Annotated in this window: 15 protein-coding genes and 1 tRNA gene; 3 read left to right on the top strand and 13 right to left on the bottom strand. The window is 63.7% G+C overall.

Going from position 1 to position 16053, the window contains the following annotated elements; translation table 11 throughout:
- Window positions 1–34: 34 nt before the first annotated feature.
- On the bottom strand, window positions 35–1774 hold the full coding sequence (locus tag ACOQPI_RS11505) for a DNA methyltransferase (protein WP_420619771.1): 1740 nt from the start codon (window positions 1772–1774) through the stop codon (window positions 35–37).
- A gap of 84 nt (window positions 1775–1858) precedes the next feature.
- On the opposite strand from ACOQPI_RS11505, the gene ACOQPI_RS11500 reads away from it, so the two are divergent.
- Window positions 1859–3328, top strand: a complete 1470-nt coding sequence (locus ACOQPI_RS11500) for a HEAT repeat domain-containing protein (RefSeq protein ID WP_420619770.1) — start codon at window positions 1859–1861, stop codon at window positions 3326–3328.
- A gap of 19 nt (window positions 3329–3347) precedes the next feature.
- Here ACOQPI_RS11500 and ACOQPI_RS11495 read toward each other — a convergent pair whose 3' ends face one another.
- Together ACOQPI_RS11495 and ACOQPI_RS11490 are read right to left on the bottom strand one after the other, a co-directional pair.
- The gene (locus tag ACOQPI_RS11495) at window positions 3348–3701 is read right to left on the bottom strand and encodes a carboxymuconolactone decarboxylase family protein (protein WP_420619769.1); all 354 of its coding nucleotides are present in this window, start codon (window positions 3699–3701) and stop codon (window positions 3348–3350) included.
- A 21-nt stretch (window positions 3702–3722) separates the two neighbouring features.
- Window positions 3723–3908 carry a hypothetical protein gene (locus tag ACOQPI_RS11490; protein ID WP_419848303.1) on the bottom strand — a complete coding sequence of 62 codons (186 nt, stop codon included), beginning with the start codon at window positions 3906–3908 and terminating at the stop codon, window positions 3723–3725.
- Window positions 3909–3977: 69 nt separating this feature from the next.
- On the opposite strand from ACOQPI_RS11490, the gene ACOQPI_RS11485 reads away from it, so the two are divergent.
- The gene (locus ACOQPI_RS11485; protein ID WP_420619768.1) at window positions 3978–5654 is read left to right on the top strand and encodes a PQQ-binding-like beta-propeller repeat protein; all 1677 of its coding nucleotides are present in this window, start codon (window positions 3978–3980) and stop codon (window positions 5652–5654) included.
- A 19-nt stretch (window positions 5655–5673) separates the two neighbouring features.
- Here the strand turns inward: ACOQPI_RS11485 and betC are convergent, their stop codons facing one another.
- The 5 genes from betC to ACOQPI_RS11460 all read right to left on the bottom strand — a co-directional run bounded on the left by betC (window position 5674) and on the right by ACOQPI_RS11460 (window position 8990).
- A complete protein-coding gene (gene betC, locus ACOQPI_RS11480; RefSeq protein WP_420619767.1) occupies window positions 5674–7191 on the bottom strand; it encodes a choline-sulfatase in 1518 nt (505 codons plus the stop codon).
- Window positions 7192–7240: 49 nt separating this feature from the next.
- The gene (locus tag ACOQPI_RS11475; protein WP_420619766.1) at window positions 7241–7663 is read right to left on the bottom strand and encodes a type II toxin-antitoxin system VapC family toxin; all 423 of its coding nucleotides are present in this window, start codon (window positions 7661–7663) and stop codon (window positions 7241–7243) included.
- Entirely contained in the window at window positions 7660–7974 is a 315-nt protein-coding gene (locus tag ACOQPI_RS11470; RefSeq protein WP_420619765.1) for a type II toxin-antitoxin system prevent-host-death family antitoxin, read from the bottom strand. Before ACOQPI_RS11470 ends, ACOQPI_RS11475 begins: the two co-directional genes overlap by 4 nt.
- 50 nt (window positions 7975–8024) lie before the next feature.
- On the bottom strand, window positions 8025–8912 hold the full coding sequence (locus ACOQPI_RS11465) for a DMT family transporter (RefSeq protein ID WP_420619764.1): 888 nt from the start codon (window positions 8910–8912) through the stop codon (window positions 8025–8027).
- Window positions 8913–8916: 4 nt separating this feature from the next.
- Window positions 8917–8990: transfer RNA gene (locus ACOQPI_RS11460), tRNA-Val, on the bottom strand.
- Window positions 8991–9040: 50 nt separating this feature from the next.
- Here ACOQPI_RS11460 and ACOQPI_RS11455 point away from each other — a divergent pair.
- Window positions 9041–10408: a protoporphyrinogen/coproporphyrinogen oxidase gene (locus ACOQPI_RS11455; RefSeq protein ID WP_420619763.1), complete on the top strand. Its 1368-nt coding sequence runs from the start codon at window positions 9041–9043 to the stop codon at window positions 10406–10408.
- Between the two features lie 11 nt (window positions 10409–10419).
- Here ACOQPI_RS11455 and ACOQPI_RS11450 read toward each other — a convergent pair whose 3' ends face one another.
- The 5 genes from ACOQPI_RS11450 to ACOQPI_RS11430 form a co-directional block, all read right to left on the bottom strand.
- The gene (locus ACOQPI_RS11450; RefSeq protein WP_420619762.1) at window positions 10420–11154 is read right to left on the bottom strand and encodes an aspartate/glutamate racemase family protein; all 735 of its coding nucleotides are present in this window, start codon (window positions 11152–11154) and stop codon (window positions 10420–10422) included.
- The gene (locus ACOQPI_RS11445) at window positions 11151–12092 is read right to left on the bottom strand and encodes an ABC transporter permease (RefSeq protein ID WP_420619761.1); all 942 of its coding nucleotides are present in this window, start codon (window positions 12090–12092) and stop codon (window positions 11151–11153) included. The genes ACOQPI_RS11450 and ACOQPI_RS11445 overlap by 4 nt, the downstream gene beginning before the upstream one ends.
- Window positions 12089–13693: a sugar ABC transporter ATP-binding protein gene (locus ACOQPI_RS11440; RefSeq protein WP_420619760.1), complete on the bottom strand. Its 1605-nt coding sequence runs from the start codon at window positions 13691–13693 to the stop codon at window positions 12089–12091. Before ACOQPI_RS11440 ends, ACOQPI_RS11445 begins: the two co-directional genes overlap by 4 nt.
- The gene (locus ACOQPI_RS11435) at window positions 13686–14819 is read right to left on the bottom strand and encodes a sugar ABC transporter substrate-binding protein (protein WP_420619759.1); all 1134 of its coding nucleotides are present in this window, start codon (window positions 14817–14819) and stop codon (window positions 13686–13688) included. The genes ACOQPI_RS11440 and ACOQPI_RS11435 overlap by 8 nt, the downstream gene beginning before the upstream one ends.
- A 109-nt stretch (window positions 14820–14928) precedes the next feature.
- The gene (locus ACOQPI_RS11430) at window positions 14929–16044 is read right to left on the bottom strand and encodes an NAD(P)/FAD-dependent oxidoreductase (RefSeq protein WP_420621031.1); all 1116 of its coding nucleotides are present in this window, start codon (window positions 16042–16044) and stop codon (window positions 14929–14931) included.
- Between the last annotated feature and the right edge of the window lie 9 nt (window positions 16045–16053).

The following is a 16053-nucleotide window of genomic DNA, read 5'->3' as shown; positions in this document are numbered from 1 at the left end:
GAGGCCGCCGGTCAAGAGCCCCTACCGAAGACCCCTACACCTCTTGCAACACTCGAGCGCTGCGACGGTCCACCTTTCGATCGCTTTTCACAATGATCTTGGTCACGTGGCTGAGGTCGAGTTGGCTGAGATTCCAGGAATTGCGGAAGCCATGGCGAAGCAGCTCTAGATAGAGCAGGCTGGGACTGGGGTCGGAGCATTCAGCGAGATGCTGTCGAACGATCTCTTCTACGGCGGTCTCAGGAGGATCGACCAGCTCGCCAGCCGCACCTTCAGCGACGCGCATGGTGAGCATGAGATCGAGTGTGGCTGTGTTCTCGAATCCGGATGCAAGCCCCTTCACTGAACGTTGGCCCTTGTCCAGCATGGCGATGAGTTCCGGGACTACCTCCAGGCCAGCGGCTGCAATGGACCGCTGAAGTAACTGCCACACCTTTCCAGAGCTGTTGCCGAAAAGCAGGGTGATGAACCCTCCCGGCTTCACTACACGAAGGCACTCTCGCAGGGCATCAGTCATGATCTGCTCGTATCGCTCAGCAGTCCGGACGGCGCCAGTGTCTACTCGGTCGATTACTGCCTCTTTGTCCGGGTCGGTGAATTCAGATAACCAGGCCTCTTGAAAGAGGTTCATATCCGAGTAGAAGATGTTGGCCCCGAAGGGTGGGTCGGTAAATACGTAGTCGACCGAATGATCTTCGAGTGGCAAGTCATCGGCGCTCGCGCGCTGGTAGCTGATGCCAGGATCATCTTCAGGGACCCAATTGAGGCGAGTCCGACGTTCTGCGGCGATCCACCGGTCGGAGCGGATTGCAGCTTCGACCTTCCTGCTGAAGAGGTCGAAGACGTTCCACTCGTAGAACACCGGGGCAACGTAGTAATTGGCGTTTGCTGCATTGAGCGGGCGCTGACGCGACCACTGGTACCGCTTGCTCGCCCTGGTCAATATGGCCGTGAAGGCAAACCGCAGCTTGTCACGCAGGTCTACTTCATCAACCTCGTCGATCCCGGCGCGTAGTGCAGCAAGAGCACAGAGATTGCGTTGAGAATAGAACGAGGCCACAGATGTCAGTCCGTGTCGACCAAGCGCAGAGGCAACGTACATCTGGCGAGACTCCTCGATGTCCACATCAGGCCACATCAGACCGGACGAGTCGGCTTCCTGAATCGCGGGTCGATGGGCCTGCTCGATCTGGGTCCGAGAGCAATCACAGGCAATCGAATCCACTACTGGTCTCTCATGGAGCCGCTGGCACCTACTCGAAACTGGCGCACCGCAGCCAGGGCAAGCCATCTGGGTCTTCCTCCAGTCGGCTGCTTCCAAGCAGTAGTAGAAGTTGAAGTCTTGCCCGCAGGCTGGGCACTCCATGACCGCCGACCAAACCGTCTTGGCGATCTCTGCGTTGTCCCCGCAGAGCCCGCACTTCACGGCATAAACCCGGCCAACACGATTGCTCGCATGTTCGACGACCTCATCGGCCCTCTTGCGCAAGTGTTCTTCCGACACCTGGTTCACATAGTTGGTCCCGATGTGTCGCCCCAGCACAGAAACGTCGAACAGCCGTGCTCGACGACCAGTCATGAGAGCGGCCACTCCGGTCATCCCCGAACCTGCGAAGGGGTCGAGCACGACTTCACCCTCGCTGGTGAACGCCTCGATGAACGGCACAATCCCCGCTACCGGCACTTTGGTCAAGTATGCGTGGGCCATGTACACCGGGTCACTGCGCTTGACTGAAACCATCGACGGCAGGGCGGGAAGCCCGGTTTTGCTCACAGCCCCGACCTTACCCACCATGGGTGACAGTAACGGGTAATGCGCCGGTACACTCCCGGCAGTCATGAGTGCAGGCAGGGCCTAGTGGGCTTCAAAGAGGACGCCGACTTCGCACGCTTCGTGTCGGTGGGAGCAATTGGAACTGCCGCGGTGGCCGATCACCTTCAAAATCAGCTCAATCACCAGCCGATTGAGCTCGAGCGCTATGCCATGGCCAACAAGGTTTGGCAGACAAAGGTCAAGCGGCTGCGGCTGCCTGACCTTTTGTGTGTGCGGTGTGGCTTGAGAGTGGAGTCGAGGGCAAAGTCGAAGCTCAAAATCATGCTGTCGCATTCGGACACTCCCGGCCGAGAGTGGGACGCGGGTGGGATGCGTCAGGATGACCTGTTCGCCTTCCTCCACACCGACATCAACCAGGATCCGCCGCATTGCGGCGCTCCCATCTTCTTTTCGACTGAGGCACTCCGAGCCAGCATCGCGCAGGCTAGGAGACCAGCGCCGAAAGCAGCATCGGAAGGGTCCGAAATCACCCTCACATGGCCCTGTTGGGTTCCGACCAAAAGAGGGCAGTATCTCGGTGTCGACGATGAAGGCCGGATCGTGTTCTCAGGCGTGGACGAGAAAGTTCAGCGATACTGGCAATGGCGAGATTGGGGTGGTCCGAGATTTATCTACTCGGAACCGGGAGATTTCATAAGGGGCGGCGAACAAGTTCTCGCTGGAGTCGCCGAACAGACTTCCAACCCAATGTGCTCGGGAGACTCATGGGACTTGGCCGCGGCCCTATACTCCAGCGAGGTCGTCGAGCGGTATGCAGCGGTCAAAGCAGCAGGATCAATGGAGCTTCGCGAACTGTTCAGCACCCTGTCGAGTATGAGCAGCGACTCCAGCGAAGATTGGAGAGTCCGACTTGAGGCCCAGATCGCTCTAGCACGGCTTGAACCTGATCCTTGGGTCAGGAGAATCACGGACCAGATTTCAAACCCCCAATCCGAGGCCGATCAGCAGATGGAGGCAGTCCTGGCAATGTCAGAACTCCCGTCTGAAGCCGCAGCCGAGGCTCTTGATCGGATTGCGGCGAAAACAGACCTTCCAAATGAACTGAGGGCGGCAGCAGCTTGGGGACTGGGACAAGGGGCGGCGCGGAACCCAGAATTGCTGATCGACCACTTCGTCGATCCGGAACCCATCGTCGCTCTGCACGCAATTTCCTCCGTAGATGAACTCTCAAGTGATCTGCAGCGGAAGCTCGTCGGCTGGATGGCCGAAGAAGGAGTGAACCGGGCTTCTGCTGCCGCCCAACTCCTTCAACGCCACGGCTGCGTCGACTCGCTTCTAGAAGCCACGCAATTTGGCGACAACGCTCGCCTATGGGCACTTCGAGCACTGGGAGAATTGCCCCCGGCATTGGTCAGGTGTCTAGCCGGAAGCCGACTAACTCCCGATATCGAACAGGTACTACGCCCGATGTGGTTGGGACAGGACGATTGGCTCAGGCAGGACGGTAAAGAGGGTCTTGACGCCCTCGATGTTCAAAAGATCCGGTTCCGCTAAGCGTCGACTGGACTGATCGCTAGGCGAATCGGGCGGAGCGCATGGCTAAGAGGTCGCCGTCGGATGCCTCTAGCACCTCGCGGGCCTCGTCGGGGCCCTTCATGCGCAGCGGGCAGGACACCACCACGTCCATCACCTGGTTGAGCCGGCCGAAGGCGATCCAGCAGCCGATGGCCAGGGTCATCTCCACCACCAGCTCTTCGCCGAAGTGCCCGACCATGCGGTCCATGAACTCCTGGTCGATGGACAGGTGGTCGACCGCGAACTTCTCCGCGTACTCCAGGGCATCCCGCTCGGCTTCGCTGAAGCCGTCGTATTCGTTGCGATTTCCGACGTTTAGGTAGTCGTCCTCGCTCAGTTCATATTGCGCCAACGACGCAATCCGGGTGTCCAGTCAAACCACGCATTCGTTGATCTGGGCAATCCTCATCCGCAGCAACTCCCGCAACCGCACCGGGAGCTTGCTCTCGTTGTACACCGCGCCGCTGAACGCCGATGCCGGTCCGGACAGCGCCGGGGTCATCATCCACAGTCGGTGCAGCTCCTCTTCGGGGCCGTCGGGAATCCGAATTCGTGCCATGCCTCCTCCTTGGCTGGGGTCGTCCACACAGTACCGCCCCGTGTTCCTCTTGCCCCTACAGTCGATGGAATGGGTGCCGTTGGCCGACGATTGACTGCCATTGCCCTAGCCGTCTTGATGGCCTTATCAGCCTGCTCATCTTCTGAGAAGTCGGCCGAGCCAGCGGCACCGACGGCTGATTCGACTCCGAGGGCAGAGCAACCACAGGCCCAAGCGACCGCCGAAGCTGAACCGACATCCGCGCCTGAGGCAACTCCTGAGGATTCACCGGGCGGCAGCCCGCCTGAAGTCATAGAGCATGCCGCCGACTGGCCCTTGCCCAATCGGGACAACGCCGCCACCCGGGCCACGTTCGACAGCCCGATCGACTCGTCCAACGTACACAGACTAGAGGTGGCCTGGACTGCCGATGTTCCCGGCGGCAGCACTTGGGGCAACCTGGCCACCACGCCGCTCATCTTGGGCGACCGGGTGTATGTGGCCGGCCTCGACGGCGGGGTACAGGCCATCGACCGCAAGTCCGGCAAGGTTCTCTGGACGGCGGGGCGCCGGGGCGGCATGTACGGCCCCTCGGGGGTCGTTGTGGGCTGGGGCAAGGTGTTCGCCACCAAGATCGGCTGGCGTCAGCGGGGCCAGCTCATCGCGGCCTACGACGCCGACACCGGCGAGGAGGTCTGGGCCACCGACATCACCGGGGGCGACCTCAGCGAGATCAACGTGCAGCCGTTCGCCTACAACGGATTGGTGTACGCCGCCACCAGCGGCTTCCCCGCCGGGGCCCGGGGCACCATCCACGCCCTGGACCACGCCACCGGCGAGATCGTGTGGTCGTTCGCCACCGTGGAGGACGAAGACCTGTGGGGAAACCCCAGCATCAACAGCGGCGGCGGAGCGTGGTATCCCCCCGCGCTGGACACCGAGACCGGCACGCTGTACTTCGGGGTGGGCAACCCCTACCCCTTCCCCGGCGCCCCCGGCTGGCCGGCGGGATCGAGCCGTCCGGGCGACAACCGCTGGACCAGCGGCACGGTGGCGCTCGACGCCGCCACCGGCGAGCTCCGCTGGGGGTTCCAGGCCTTCCCCCACGACATATTCGACCGCGACCACGTGCTGGTAACCCTGGCCCACGCCGAAGACCACGGCTTGGACCGCGACGTGCTGGTGACCGCGGGCAAGGGCGGTGTGGCCTTCGGCCACGATCCGGCCACCGGCGAAGTGCTTTGGCGCACCTCGGTGGGCCAGCACCAAAACGACCACCTGGAGAGCTTCGACAAGCCGGTGGAGGTCATGCCCGGCGCCCAGGGCGGCATGGTGACTCCGGTGGCGACAGCCGACGGCGTGTTCTACGCCGTGGTGGTCAACGCCCCCAGCTTCTACGAGTCAGACCAGGTAACCAGCGGCGGCGAGGGCACCCAACTGTTCACCCGCCCCAGCAACGTAGTGGCCATCGACATCGCAACGGGCGACATCGTGTGGGACGTCGAGATCATCTCTCAGTTCCCTGACGTTCCCGCCGCAGACGCGTTCGGCGGCATGACGGTGGTTAACGACTTGCTGTTCACGTCCACGTTCTTCGGGGAGCTGTTGGCCCTAGATCGGGCCACCGGCGAGATCGTGTGGCGCCACCAGGCCAAAGGCGCCACCAACGGCTGGCCCGCGGTGGCCAACGACATGATCATCTACCCCATCGGCCTTGTGGAGGAGCCTGGAATCCCCCACCTGCTGGCCCTGCGCCTGAAGCCCTAGTAGCTGGAGAGCCGGCCGCTCAGCCCAATTCGGGAAAGCGGCTGCGGGTGCCGGCCTCGGCCCAGTCCATGTGGTCGCGCACGTATTGGTTGGCCGCGTCTTGGGCCGGCGAGTAGTCCCATGAGATGCGGCTGTCGTCGCCCATGGCGGCATGCACCAGCCGCCGGGCCTGCTGGGAGGCCAACACCTGCTCCCGGATGGCATCGCTGTCCCAGCGCTGGCTCACCTCGGCAGCGAATTCTGCGGCCAGGTCCGCATGGTCGGGATCGTCGGCCAGGTTGTTCTGCTCTTGCGGGTCGGCATCCACGTCGTAGAGCAGGGCGGGGTCGGTGTCGCAGTGGATGTACTTGTAGCGGCCCCGGCGGATCATGAACATGGGGTGAGAGGTCATCTCCGCGGTGTACTCGGCGAGCACCTCCTCAACGGGATCGCTCCCCCCGCTGGCCGCATCCCACAAGCTCCTACCGGCCAGCGGGACTGCCGGCTCAACCCGGTTGCCTCCATCGGCGGCGATGTCCAGCAGGGTGGGCGCCAGATCGAGCAAAGAGCAGGCATTGGGAACCGTGGTGTTGGCCACCCCGGGACCGGCCATGATGAACGGCACCCGCAGCGAACGCTCGAAGAAGCTCATCTTGAACCACAGCCCCCGCTCCCCCAGCATGTCGCCGTGGTCGCTGGTGGCGATCACCACCGTGTTGTCGAGCTCGCCGGTCTCCTCCAGCGCTCGGACCATCCGCCCCAGCCACGCGTCGACGTAGCTGGTGTTGGCGTAGTAGCCGTGGCGGGCGTTGCGGCACTGCTCGTCGGTGTAGCCCACGGTGTCGGCCTCGATGCCCCGGCGGATGCGCAGGCTGTGGGGATCGAGCGATTCGAGGTCCACTGGTTCGGGCAGGTCGATGGCGTCGTGCTCGTAGAGGTCCCACCACTCAGGACGGGCCACATAGGGATCGTGGGGGTGGATGAACGACACCGTGAGGAAGAACGGCCGGTCATCGCTGTCGCGGGTCAAGTCGTAGAGCTTGCGGATGGCCGCAAACCCCACCTCCTCGTCGTAGTCGAGCTGGTAGGTGGCCAGGGCCTGCCCGGCCTCCGACAGGCTGTCCATGTTGTGGTACCACTTGTCGATCCGCTCACCGGCGTTGTCCCAATCGGGGGTCCAGGCGAAGTCAGCGGGGTAGATCTCGGTGTTGAGCCGCTCGGCGAACCCGTGGTGCTGGTCGGGCCCGATGAAGTGCATCTTCCCAGCCAGCACCGTGCGGTATCCGGCCAAGTTGAGGTAGTGGGCCAGCGTGGGGATCGACGCCGGAAACTCCGCCGCGTTGTCCCACGCCCCGATGGCCGATGGCAGCTGCCCCGACATCATCGAGAACCGCGACGGTGCACACAGCGGAAAATTGCAGTAGGCGGCGTCGAATCGAGCTCCCCGCTCGGCCAAGGCGTCCATCGCCGGCGTCCGCACCAGCGGATGCCCATAAGCCCCCGTGAAATGCGGTGCCAGCTGATCAGCCATCACCACCAAGATGTTCGGCTTGGCCATAGCCCGCGAGCGTACTGGCGAGAGTCGCTCCGAGGGCCCTTCTTCTGGGTCAGTGCAGGTCGAACAAATCCAATCGGTTTGCTTGACTTGCCCAAGCCAAAATTTGGGCATCAGCCGTTGCTAGACGGAAGCCACCCCTGAGAGCAGTTGCCACAATGATCCGATCCATTGGATCCTTGTGAAACCCGTCGTCTCCTAGCTGAACCGCCTTGACCATGATGTCTCCAGTTGGGGAAACCTCCCGTATGCCATCGGAGAGAAGCCGCAATCGCAGGCTGGAAGTGGGTGGCATCCGGACCATGTTGTTCCTGGGCTTGCGCCGGATGTGCTCCAATTCCCAAAACGTGACTGAGGAAACCGCCGCTTCACCATTCAGCATCGCGGCATCGACCTCATCCATGCGATCGCTGCTCATCTTTCTTGTATCCCCAGTGGCACACCAAACGAGGACGTGCGTATCCAGCAGGATCACGAGTGGGGCTCATCAGGAGGAGCAGGATTTAACCACCACTGCTGGTTGTCCCCCCATTCGGCCATGATCTCGTCCCATTCCTCTTCGGTGTATGCACTTTCAGATGGATCGTCAATCGCGGGCATCATCCCCTTGTACCGGCCGCGGATTCCCCGAGGCTCGTACCCCGCTGGCACCAAACGAGACACCGGGCGGCCATGCTTGGTAATGACGATTTGCTCACCAGTGTCATTCACCTCATCCATGAGCTTTAGGCACTTTGCCTTGAACTCTCCAGCAGAGATGGTGCGATAGGGCGTCTCCGGCGACATGGTTCAAGGATAACAGTCTGAGATTATTATGACCATTTAATAGGTCATATCTAGTCAATGGTTGAACTGGATTGGGGGCGGGTGGTGGCGATGGTGCCGTAGAAGACGCCGATGAGGACGATGACCGCGCCGACGGCGGCAACAGGGCGGGGCAGTTCGTTGAAGAACGCGGCGGCCCATATCGTGCCAGCCACCGTCTCTATTGGGGCGAACAGGGCCACGTCGGCCACGGGGGCGAAGCGGGGGGCGTTGGACAGGGCCAGGCGGCCGAAGGGGTTGAACGCCAGACCCATGGCGGCGATCGACAGGTAGGCCCGCAAGTCGAGTGACAGTGGCGACGCCCAGTACACCAGGGCCACCACGGTCATCACCCCGCCGATGGACAGGCCCACCAGCCGGCTCATGTCGGGGTACCGGCGCCACATGGTCAAGCTCACCGCAAAGCCCAAGATGGCCAAGACGCCCAAGAGATCGCCGGTGAGGGTGGGCTCCCCCACCGAGCTGGACACAATCGCCCCGATGCCCGCCATGGTGATGGTGATGGCGATGGCCGTTGTTCGGCTGATGCGCTCCCTCAGCCATATCCAGGCGCACACCGCAGCCATCAGGGGCACCGCGGCCACGATGGCCACCACGTTGGCCACCCGGGTTTGGGTCACGGCGATGACGAAGCAGAGCTGGCTGCCCCCGGTGAGCGCCCCGATGACCAGCTGCTGCCAGGGGTGGCGGCGGAACGCCTCCAGCGGCCAGCAGCCGTCCACCCGATGGCTCAAGGCGGTGTAGAGGGGCACCGAGCAGCACGCCACCCAGAAGGAGACATCGACGGCGTCGGCCTCCGAGAGCCGGATCCACAGCGAGTCGGTGGACACCGACAGCATCCCCACCCCGGCGAGCAACCAGCCCAGCCGCCGTCGATCACTGGACTGGACGACATCCATTCGGTGGGCCGTAAGGGACTCGAACCCCTGACCCCCTGCGCGTCATGCAGGTGCTCTAGCCAACTGAGCTAACGGCCCGGAATGTGCCAGGCTAGCAGCATCAGTAGCGAGTACGGGGAGCCGCTCAGATGAGCACGAGGCGGGTCGTAATTGTTGGCGGGGGGTTCGCGGGGCTGAGCGCGGCCTACACGCTGAAGAAGCGGGGCTTCACTCCCCTCCTGCTCGAGGCTTCCGAGCGTGCGGGCGGGCGCGGCAAAGGCGAGAGGGTGGACGGGTTCTCCCTGGACATGGGGGCATTCGTCTTCACCACCACCTACGACACGGCCTTCCGCATCTGCGAGGAGCTGGGCCTGCCGCTCGTGGAGTCGACAATGATCTTCGGCCACCACCGCAATGGGAAGTGGGTCACCACGACGCCCGACCAATCGCTCCTGAATTTCGTTCGGCAGCTGCCTGCCGCCTTGGCCATGGGCTTCCTCTCCCCCTCGGGCATGCGGGCCGGTTCCAAGGTGATGCGGCAGTTGTATCGCCAGGAGCAATACCTGAGTTTCGCCAGCGACAGCCGTCTCGCCGAGATCGACGACGACGAGACCTTCGGCGACTACCTCAGGCGGCACAAAGTGCCCGAGAAGCTGAAGATCTCGCTCAGCGGCCCCCTGAAAATGGTGTTGGGCGATGCCGCGCCCGCAGGCCAAGCGCTGATGCGGGCCTACATAGGAGAAACGATGCTCAGCGGCGGCAAGGTGTATATGCCCGAGCGCGGCATCGGCTCGTTCAATACCGCTCTGGCCGACGCCTGCTCCGATGCGATCCGGGTGTCCACCCCCGTAAGGAGAATCACCGTGGCCGACGGCGCGGCGACCGGCGTGGTGGTTGACGGCGAGACCATCGAGGCCGACGCGGTGATCTGCGCCGTGCCCGGCACGCAAGTCTCTGGGCTCATCCCCGAACTGCCGGAAGAGACCCGCCGCGCGCTCAGCACCGTTGACTACTCAACCGGCTGCCGAGTGGTGATAGGCCTCGACCGCCGCCCGCTCCCTGCGGGGTGGCACGGCGCGCTCTACCCCGAAGACGACGACACCCCGCTGCTGATGGATCGGACCACCTTCCTGCCCTCCTGTGCACCTCCCGGCCACAGCATCCTCGATCTGCTCATCGGGCTCGACCGGGCCAAAGAGCTCATCCCGCAAGACGACGAAGAGATCAAGCGCCAGATGCTGGGCGCAGCCCGCCGCAACGCCCCTCCCGGGTCCGCCCTACCCGCCGACGACGAGGGTCTGTTCTTCCGCGTGTACCGCTGGGAAGAGGCCCTGTGCATGGGCAAGCCAGGAATGCTCGCCCAGATGGCCAACATTCCGGGCCAGCTTGCCGGACGCATAGACAACCTCTACTTGGCCGGCGATTACATGGCCATCCCCTCAGTAAACGGCGCCCTCTCCAGCGGCCACCACGCCGCCACCCAAGCCGCAGACTCGCTGGCTACTCGCGCCGACTAGCGGCATTCTAGTCAAGTCTTGGGCGGTGGGGGCATGTAGGTCTTGCGGCTGGGTTTGAGGGCCATCGACTGAAGTGTCGTCAGCAGGCCCAAAGAAGCGCCGGTGGGATCAACCACTGGTACTCGCACGAGCTCAGCCTCAAGCTTTTCCTGGAGGGTTGCCGCGACTCCGAGCATGCCGGTACAGCCCAGCACCAGCACGTCGGCACCGCCGGTTTCGATGGCCCGGCATGACGCCTCAAACAGGCTCTTGAGTAGCGAGTCGCCGTCGTGCAACTCGAGCACCGGGGTGTCGATGACCTCGATGGTGGCCAGGCGGCTGGCGACACCCATCCGGGCGATGAGTCCGGAGATCATGGGAGTCACGTTTTTCAGCACCGTAACCACTGAGAATCGTTCGCCGAGGGTGAGTGCCGTGGCTATCGCAGGTTCGAATCCGCCGACAACGGGAATGTCGACGATCTCTCGTGCTGCTGGCACGGCGGGATCGCCAAAGCATGTGATGAAGACGGCGTCTGCGCCGTTGCCGGCGGCTTTGGCCACTTCGGCAACGATCTGGGGTCCGGCTAGGACTTCGTCGTAGAACGACTCGATCGATGCCGGTCCGGCCTGCAGGTGGGATACCTCCAGTTCGACTTCGGTTCCGAGGAAACTCCGAGCCTCCAGTTCGATCTGTTCGTTGAACTGGTCTGATGTTATGGGGACGACGATGTGGATTTTCACGGGTTGCCTTTCTTTGTCGGTCATGTTCGGCGGTTTCGGGACCAGGCGTCGGCGGCCACGGCGACAAGGATCACGACTCCTTGGATGATGCGCTGCCAGATGGGGTCGATTTGGTGGAGATTGAAGCCGTTGACCATGAAGGCGATGAAGAGGGCGCCCAGCAGCGTCCTCCACACTGCGCCGTTGCCGCCAGCGATGGAGGTGCCTCCGACGACGATCGCGGCGATGACGCCGAATACGAAGCTGAAATCGTCAGACGGGGTGGCGCTGATGGACCTCGACGAAGCGACGACGCCAGCGAGTCCGGCGGCCAGCCCCGACAATGCGAACACCAGCACGATGATGCGGCCGGTGCGGATGCCGGCAAGCTTGGCTGCTTCGATGTTGCCTCCGGTGGCGTAGACGTGTCGGCCGAACCGGGTGGCCGACAGCGTGATCCAGGCGATGGCCACCACCCCCAGCGAGATCCATGTCGCGGTTGTCAGCTCAGCAACCCGGGTTCGGGCGATGTCGCGGTATTCCTCGCTCTCTGGGCGCATGATGCTCCGGTCACTTACGAGAAAGCCGATCCCGAAGACGATGAACGACGTCGCCAGCGTGGTGATGAAGGAGTTGATCTTGGCAAACGAAACGACCGATCCGTTCACCGCTCCGACGAGCAGGCCGAATGCACATCCCGCCAGCAGCGCCAGGATCACCGAGCCGGTGGCGTTCTCGATCCGCAGAGCGACGAGTGGAGCGGCCACCGCCACCGCGGAGATCGACACGTCGAACCCGCCGGCGATCATGGTGAGGGTGGCCACCGATGCGGCGATCAGCAGGGTGGCTTGCTGGTCGAGCACGTTGCGAAGATTGGGACCGGTCAAAAACCCATCGGTGGTGATAGCCAGCACCAAGAACAGAGCCAGTGTCACCCAGACGATCCCGTATCGGGCCAGGGCAGCAAAGGGTGTGGCGTTCACTGTGGGCTCGTTTTCAGGCCGTCGGGGCACGGAGTGGGTTCGCCACCGAAGGCCTGGCGCAATATGTCGGCCTCGTTGAGGACGGGATGGGTGAACTCGGCGACGAATTGGCCATCTCTCATTACGACGATGCGGTGGCAGAGACCGATCAGCTCCTCCAGCTCGGACGACACGATCAAAACGGCCAGCCCGCGACCGGCCGCCGAGGCGATCAAGTCGTAGATCGACCGCTTAGACCCCACGTCCACACCTCGGGTCGGCTCGTCTGCAATCAGGACTTTGAGTCCGGTGACCATCCAGCGGGCAAAGAGGCTCTTTTGCTGGTTGCCGCCTGAGAACAGGTGGACCGGGGTCTCCAAACCTCCGCCTCGCACCTCCGCTCCATCCACCGCAGCAACGACGAGGTTGCGCTCGGCGCGCCTGAAGACGATGCCAGCCTTGGTGGTGTGCTTCAGGTGGGGAAGGTTGACGTTCTCCCGCAGGCTTCTATCGGGAAGCAGGCCCTGGTCCCGGCGCGACTCTGGGATCAGGCCCAGGCCGAACCGAATTGCACGCGTCGGCCTGAGACGGTTCCCGCCCAGCACTCGGCGAAGAGGTCGGCCGGAGGGTTTGGTGAGGGGCTTCCCGGAGATCTGGATTTCGCCTTCGGCCATCGGGTCTGCCCCGTAGACCGCTCGCACGAACTCTGTCCTGCCCGCTCCGACGAGGCCAGCGAGGCCTACGATTTCGCCACTGAACACGTCGAGGTCAAGTGCGTACCGTGCTCCCAGCCCCGGGCGACGCAATCCCCTGACGCGAAGCGCCGGAGGCTCGGCCTGTTGGGGCTGGCCCGACCGAGTGCGCATCGCCTTGGGCGGGTAGTTGCCGGATAGCTGGCGGCCGATCATCGCCTCAATGAGCGAGTCGGTCGTCTCGTCGCAGGCGTCGGCGGTCCGCACGATACGGCCGTCGCGCATCACAGTGACGGTGTCTGAGAGGTCGAGCACTTCTTGGAGGAAATGGGAGATCAACAAGACCGTTGTCCCTCGTCCCTGCATCTCCCTCAGGAGCCGGTGGAGCTGGTCTCTCTCGGTGCCTGACAGGCGGGCTGAGGGCTCGTCCATGATGACGAACTCGGCCCCCCTGGCGGCTGCCCGCAGTATCTCAACCATCTGCTGCTCTGCCACCGAGAGGCTCCCCGCTTTCGGCGCAGGATCGAGGCGGATCCCGGTGCCCGCGGTCAGTTCGGCGAATCGGCGCTTGGTCTCACGACGCGACATGATCCCGAATCGAGTGGCCTCCACGCCGCAGAACACGTTGTCGGCCACGCTGCGGTCTTTGAGAAGCGACAGCTCTTGGGCGATTGTCGTGATGCCCGCACCAAACGCTTGTCGTGGAGTGCGGAATGACTCAGGCAGCCCGCTCACAAGCAGCGAGCCGCTGTCGGCGGAGTAGACACCGGAGATGATCTTGCCGATGGTGGACTTCCCCGCGCCGTTCTCTCCAACGAGGCCGTGGATGGAGCCCCGTGCGACGGCCAGGCTGGCCTCGTCGACCGCCTGGGTGGTCCCGAACCGCTTAGAGATTCCCCTTAGCTCGACATGGATTGCGCTGTCAGCCATCCCATTCGGCGGTGAACTGGTCCACGTTGGCCGCAGTCACCATCCCATCGTCGACGAAATCGGCATTGGGATCAACACCCCCGGTGTAGGTGCCGTCTTCGAGAGCGGCGATCATGGCTTCCATGGCCAGGCGCCCCTCGCTGGCTGGTGCGTAGAACACGGTGGCGAACCAGCGGCCGTCCCTTACGCCCTCAATGGCCGGCGACGACCCGCCAAGGCCGATGAGCGCGACGCCGTCGAGCTTGCCCTCGTCGGTCAATACGAGCTCGACGCCTTGGAGCGACTGGTCGGCTCCGACGACAACGTCGAATTCGGGCTCGGCTTGGAGGATGTCCTGGATGGCGTTGATGCCCCCCTCAGGTCCGAGGTACTGGCCTTCGCCCTCGGCGACGACGGTGATGTTGGCCTGGCCAGCGGTGGCGTTGTCGAACCCCTGGCGCAGTGCCACGTCGAGGGGGAAGCCCTTGATGCCATACAGATACACCACGCGGCAGGGGTCCAGATCAGCGCATGCGTCGATGGTGAGTTGCCCGGCCCGTTCCCCGGTGACCACCGGAGGGGCCATGACCGAGGCCGCCACGCCGTCGACCTGGGGCTCGTTGGTAGACAGGTCGTCGCCAACGATCTGGTTGAACAGCACTACCTCGAGCCCAGCGTCCAGCGCGGCTTCAACGTCGGGAACTAGGCCTGGGCCGTTCAACGCAACCAGGATGATGCCGTCGTATTGGCCGCTGGTTACCGCGTCTTGGAGCTGGGTGGTCTGAAGATCGGCGTTGAACTGGGCGTCGAACTCCACCAAGTCGATGTTGTTCTCATCAGCGAGCCGCTGCATCTCACCCACCGATGCCAACAAGAACGTGTTCGCCGAGCTGGCTGACAGGTAGGCGATCTTCCACGGGTCGGGCGCGGCGGTGGGCTCAGGCGTCGCCTCGGGTGCGGGTTCGGGGGCATCGGTGGCCTGAGGCGCCGCGGTGGGCTCGGGTGCGGCCGTGGCCTGTGACACGGCCTCTGTTGGCGCGGGTGCCGTGTCGGAGTCGTCGTCGTTGCCGCACGCAGCGGTGATTAGCGACAGTGCGATCAGCGCACCAAGAAGTCGGGTTGCGCATTTTGCGGTTAGCGCCTGCATCGGGTCCCCCCTCAATCTGGGCGTAGTAGCTCAAGAAAGCACCGTAAAGAGCCGCCTCAACGCCGCTCAATGGGCAAATCGCTGAGATATTGCCGCTAGACAGTGCAGTTCATGCACGGAACCGTTCAGGGCTGAGCTTGGGGGCCAGGGAGGCGAGAGCGGCGTGCTCGGAAGGGCCAGATGAGCTGGCGCTGATTAGCGAGGCGGTCAGCCGGGCCACCGCCGGAGATGTCTGGATACCCGTGCCTCCTTGGCCTGCACACCAGAAGAAGCCTTCGATGTCCCGGTCGAAACCAACGACCGGGTTGCGGTCCGGCGAGAATGTGCGCAGGCCGGCCCAAGCGGAGCGTATGGAGCGGACGTCGAGCAGGGTCGCCCGGTTGACCGCCTCGATGCCGGCGGCGACATCGAGCTCTCGGGGTTTCGCGTCACAGGGCTCGTCGGGGTGTTCGTCGGCTGGGGAGCCAAGGAACTGGCCCGCTCCCTCGGGCTTGAAATAGAAGCTCTCATCGGCGCCAATCACCAGCGGCCAGTGCTCGCTGGGGTGCTGGCTCGTGAACGTGAAGATTGTGCGCCGGTAAGGGATCAGGCCCAGCGGGGCTGCTCCAGCCATCTCCGCTATCTCGTCGGCCCATGCCCCGGCGGCGTTCACCACAATGCCGGCTCGGATGGCGGGGCCGTCGGTGTCCAGCTGCCAGCCGGTGCCATGGCGGGCCATGCGCCGCACACCGCGGTGGCGCATCACCGTTGCGCCCGCACTGCGGGCGGCGCGCACGTACGCCTGGTGCAGCTCGGCCACGTCTATGTCGTACCCGCCATGTTCGACGACGCCCCCATGAACCCACGACGGGTCCAGGACCGGGCAGAGGTCCCGGGCGCCTTCGCCGTCGAGCGTATCGAAGGCGACGCCGATCGACTGGTTGGCTGCGGCGATGGCGTCGAGCTGCTCTCGCCCGGCATCGGGAGAGACCCATAGCACCGCCCGTGGAGACATGAGCTGGTGATCCGCCCAGCCATTTGCATTGCCTTCAAGAAATGGCTGGGATTCGGCGCTCAGCTCCCGGTTGATCGGCCCGCTGTAGGACGACAGGAACTGAGCGGCCGAGCGGCCGGTGCTGTGCGCAGCCAGCGAGTCCTCACGCTCGACCACCGCCACTTCATGGCCCTCTTCGGCCAGAGCCCAAGCCGCCGACGCTCCGGCGATGCCTCCACCGACAACAGCAATCTCAAAGTG

The sequence above is a fragment of the Candidatus Poriferisocius sp. genome (assembly GCF_965219815.1).
In the GTDB taxonomy this organism is placed as follows: Bacteria; Actinomycetota; Acidimicrobiia; order Acidimicrobiales; family Bin134; genus Poriferisocius.
This window is presented reverse-complemented; position numbering and strand designations above follow the sequence as displayed.

Bases quoted from the DNA above. Each gene is read 5' to 3' on its own strand.
- ACOQPI_RS11490 (WP_419848303.1), bottom strand. From the start codon at position 3,908: ATGGCACGAATTCGGATTCCCGACGGCCCCGAAGAGGAGCTGCACCGA.
- ACOQPI_RS11485 (WP_420619768.1), top strand. From the start codon at position 3,978: ATGGGTGCCGTTGGCCGACGATTGACTGCCATTGCCCTAGCCGTCTTG.
- betC (WP_420619767.1), bottom strand. From the start codon at position 7,191: ATGGCCAAGCCGAACATCTTGGTGGTGATGGCTGATCAGCTGGCACCG.
- ACOQPI_RS11470 (WP_420619765.1), bottom strand. From the start codon at position 7,974: ATGTCGCCGGAGACGCCCTATCGCACCATCTCTGCTGGAGAGTTCAAG.
- ACOQPI_RS11465 (WP_420619764.1), bottom strand. From the start codon at position 8,912: ATGGATGTCGTCCAGTCCAGTGATCGACGGCGGCTGGGCTGGTTGCTC.
- ACOQPI_RS11455 (WP_420619763.1), top strand. From the start codon at position 9,041: ATGAGCACGAGGCGGGTCGTAATTGTTGGCGGGGGGTTCGCGGGGCTG.
- ACOQPI_RS11450 (WP_420619762.1), bottom strand. From the start codon at position 11,154: ATGACCGACAAAGAAAGGCAACCCGTGAAAATCCACATCGTCGTCCCC.
- ACOQPI_RS11440 (WP_420619760.1), bottom strand. From the start codon at position 13,693: ATGGCTGACAGCGCAATCCATGTCGAGCTAAGGGGAATCTCTAAGCGG.
- ACOQPI_RS11435 (WP_420619759.1), bottom strand. From the start codon at position 14,819: ATGCAGGCGCTAACCGCAAAATGCGCAACCCGACTTCTTGGTGCGCTG.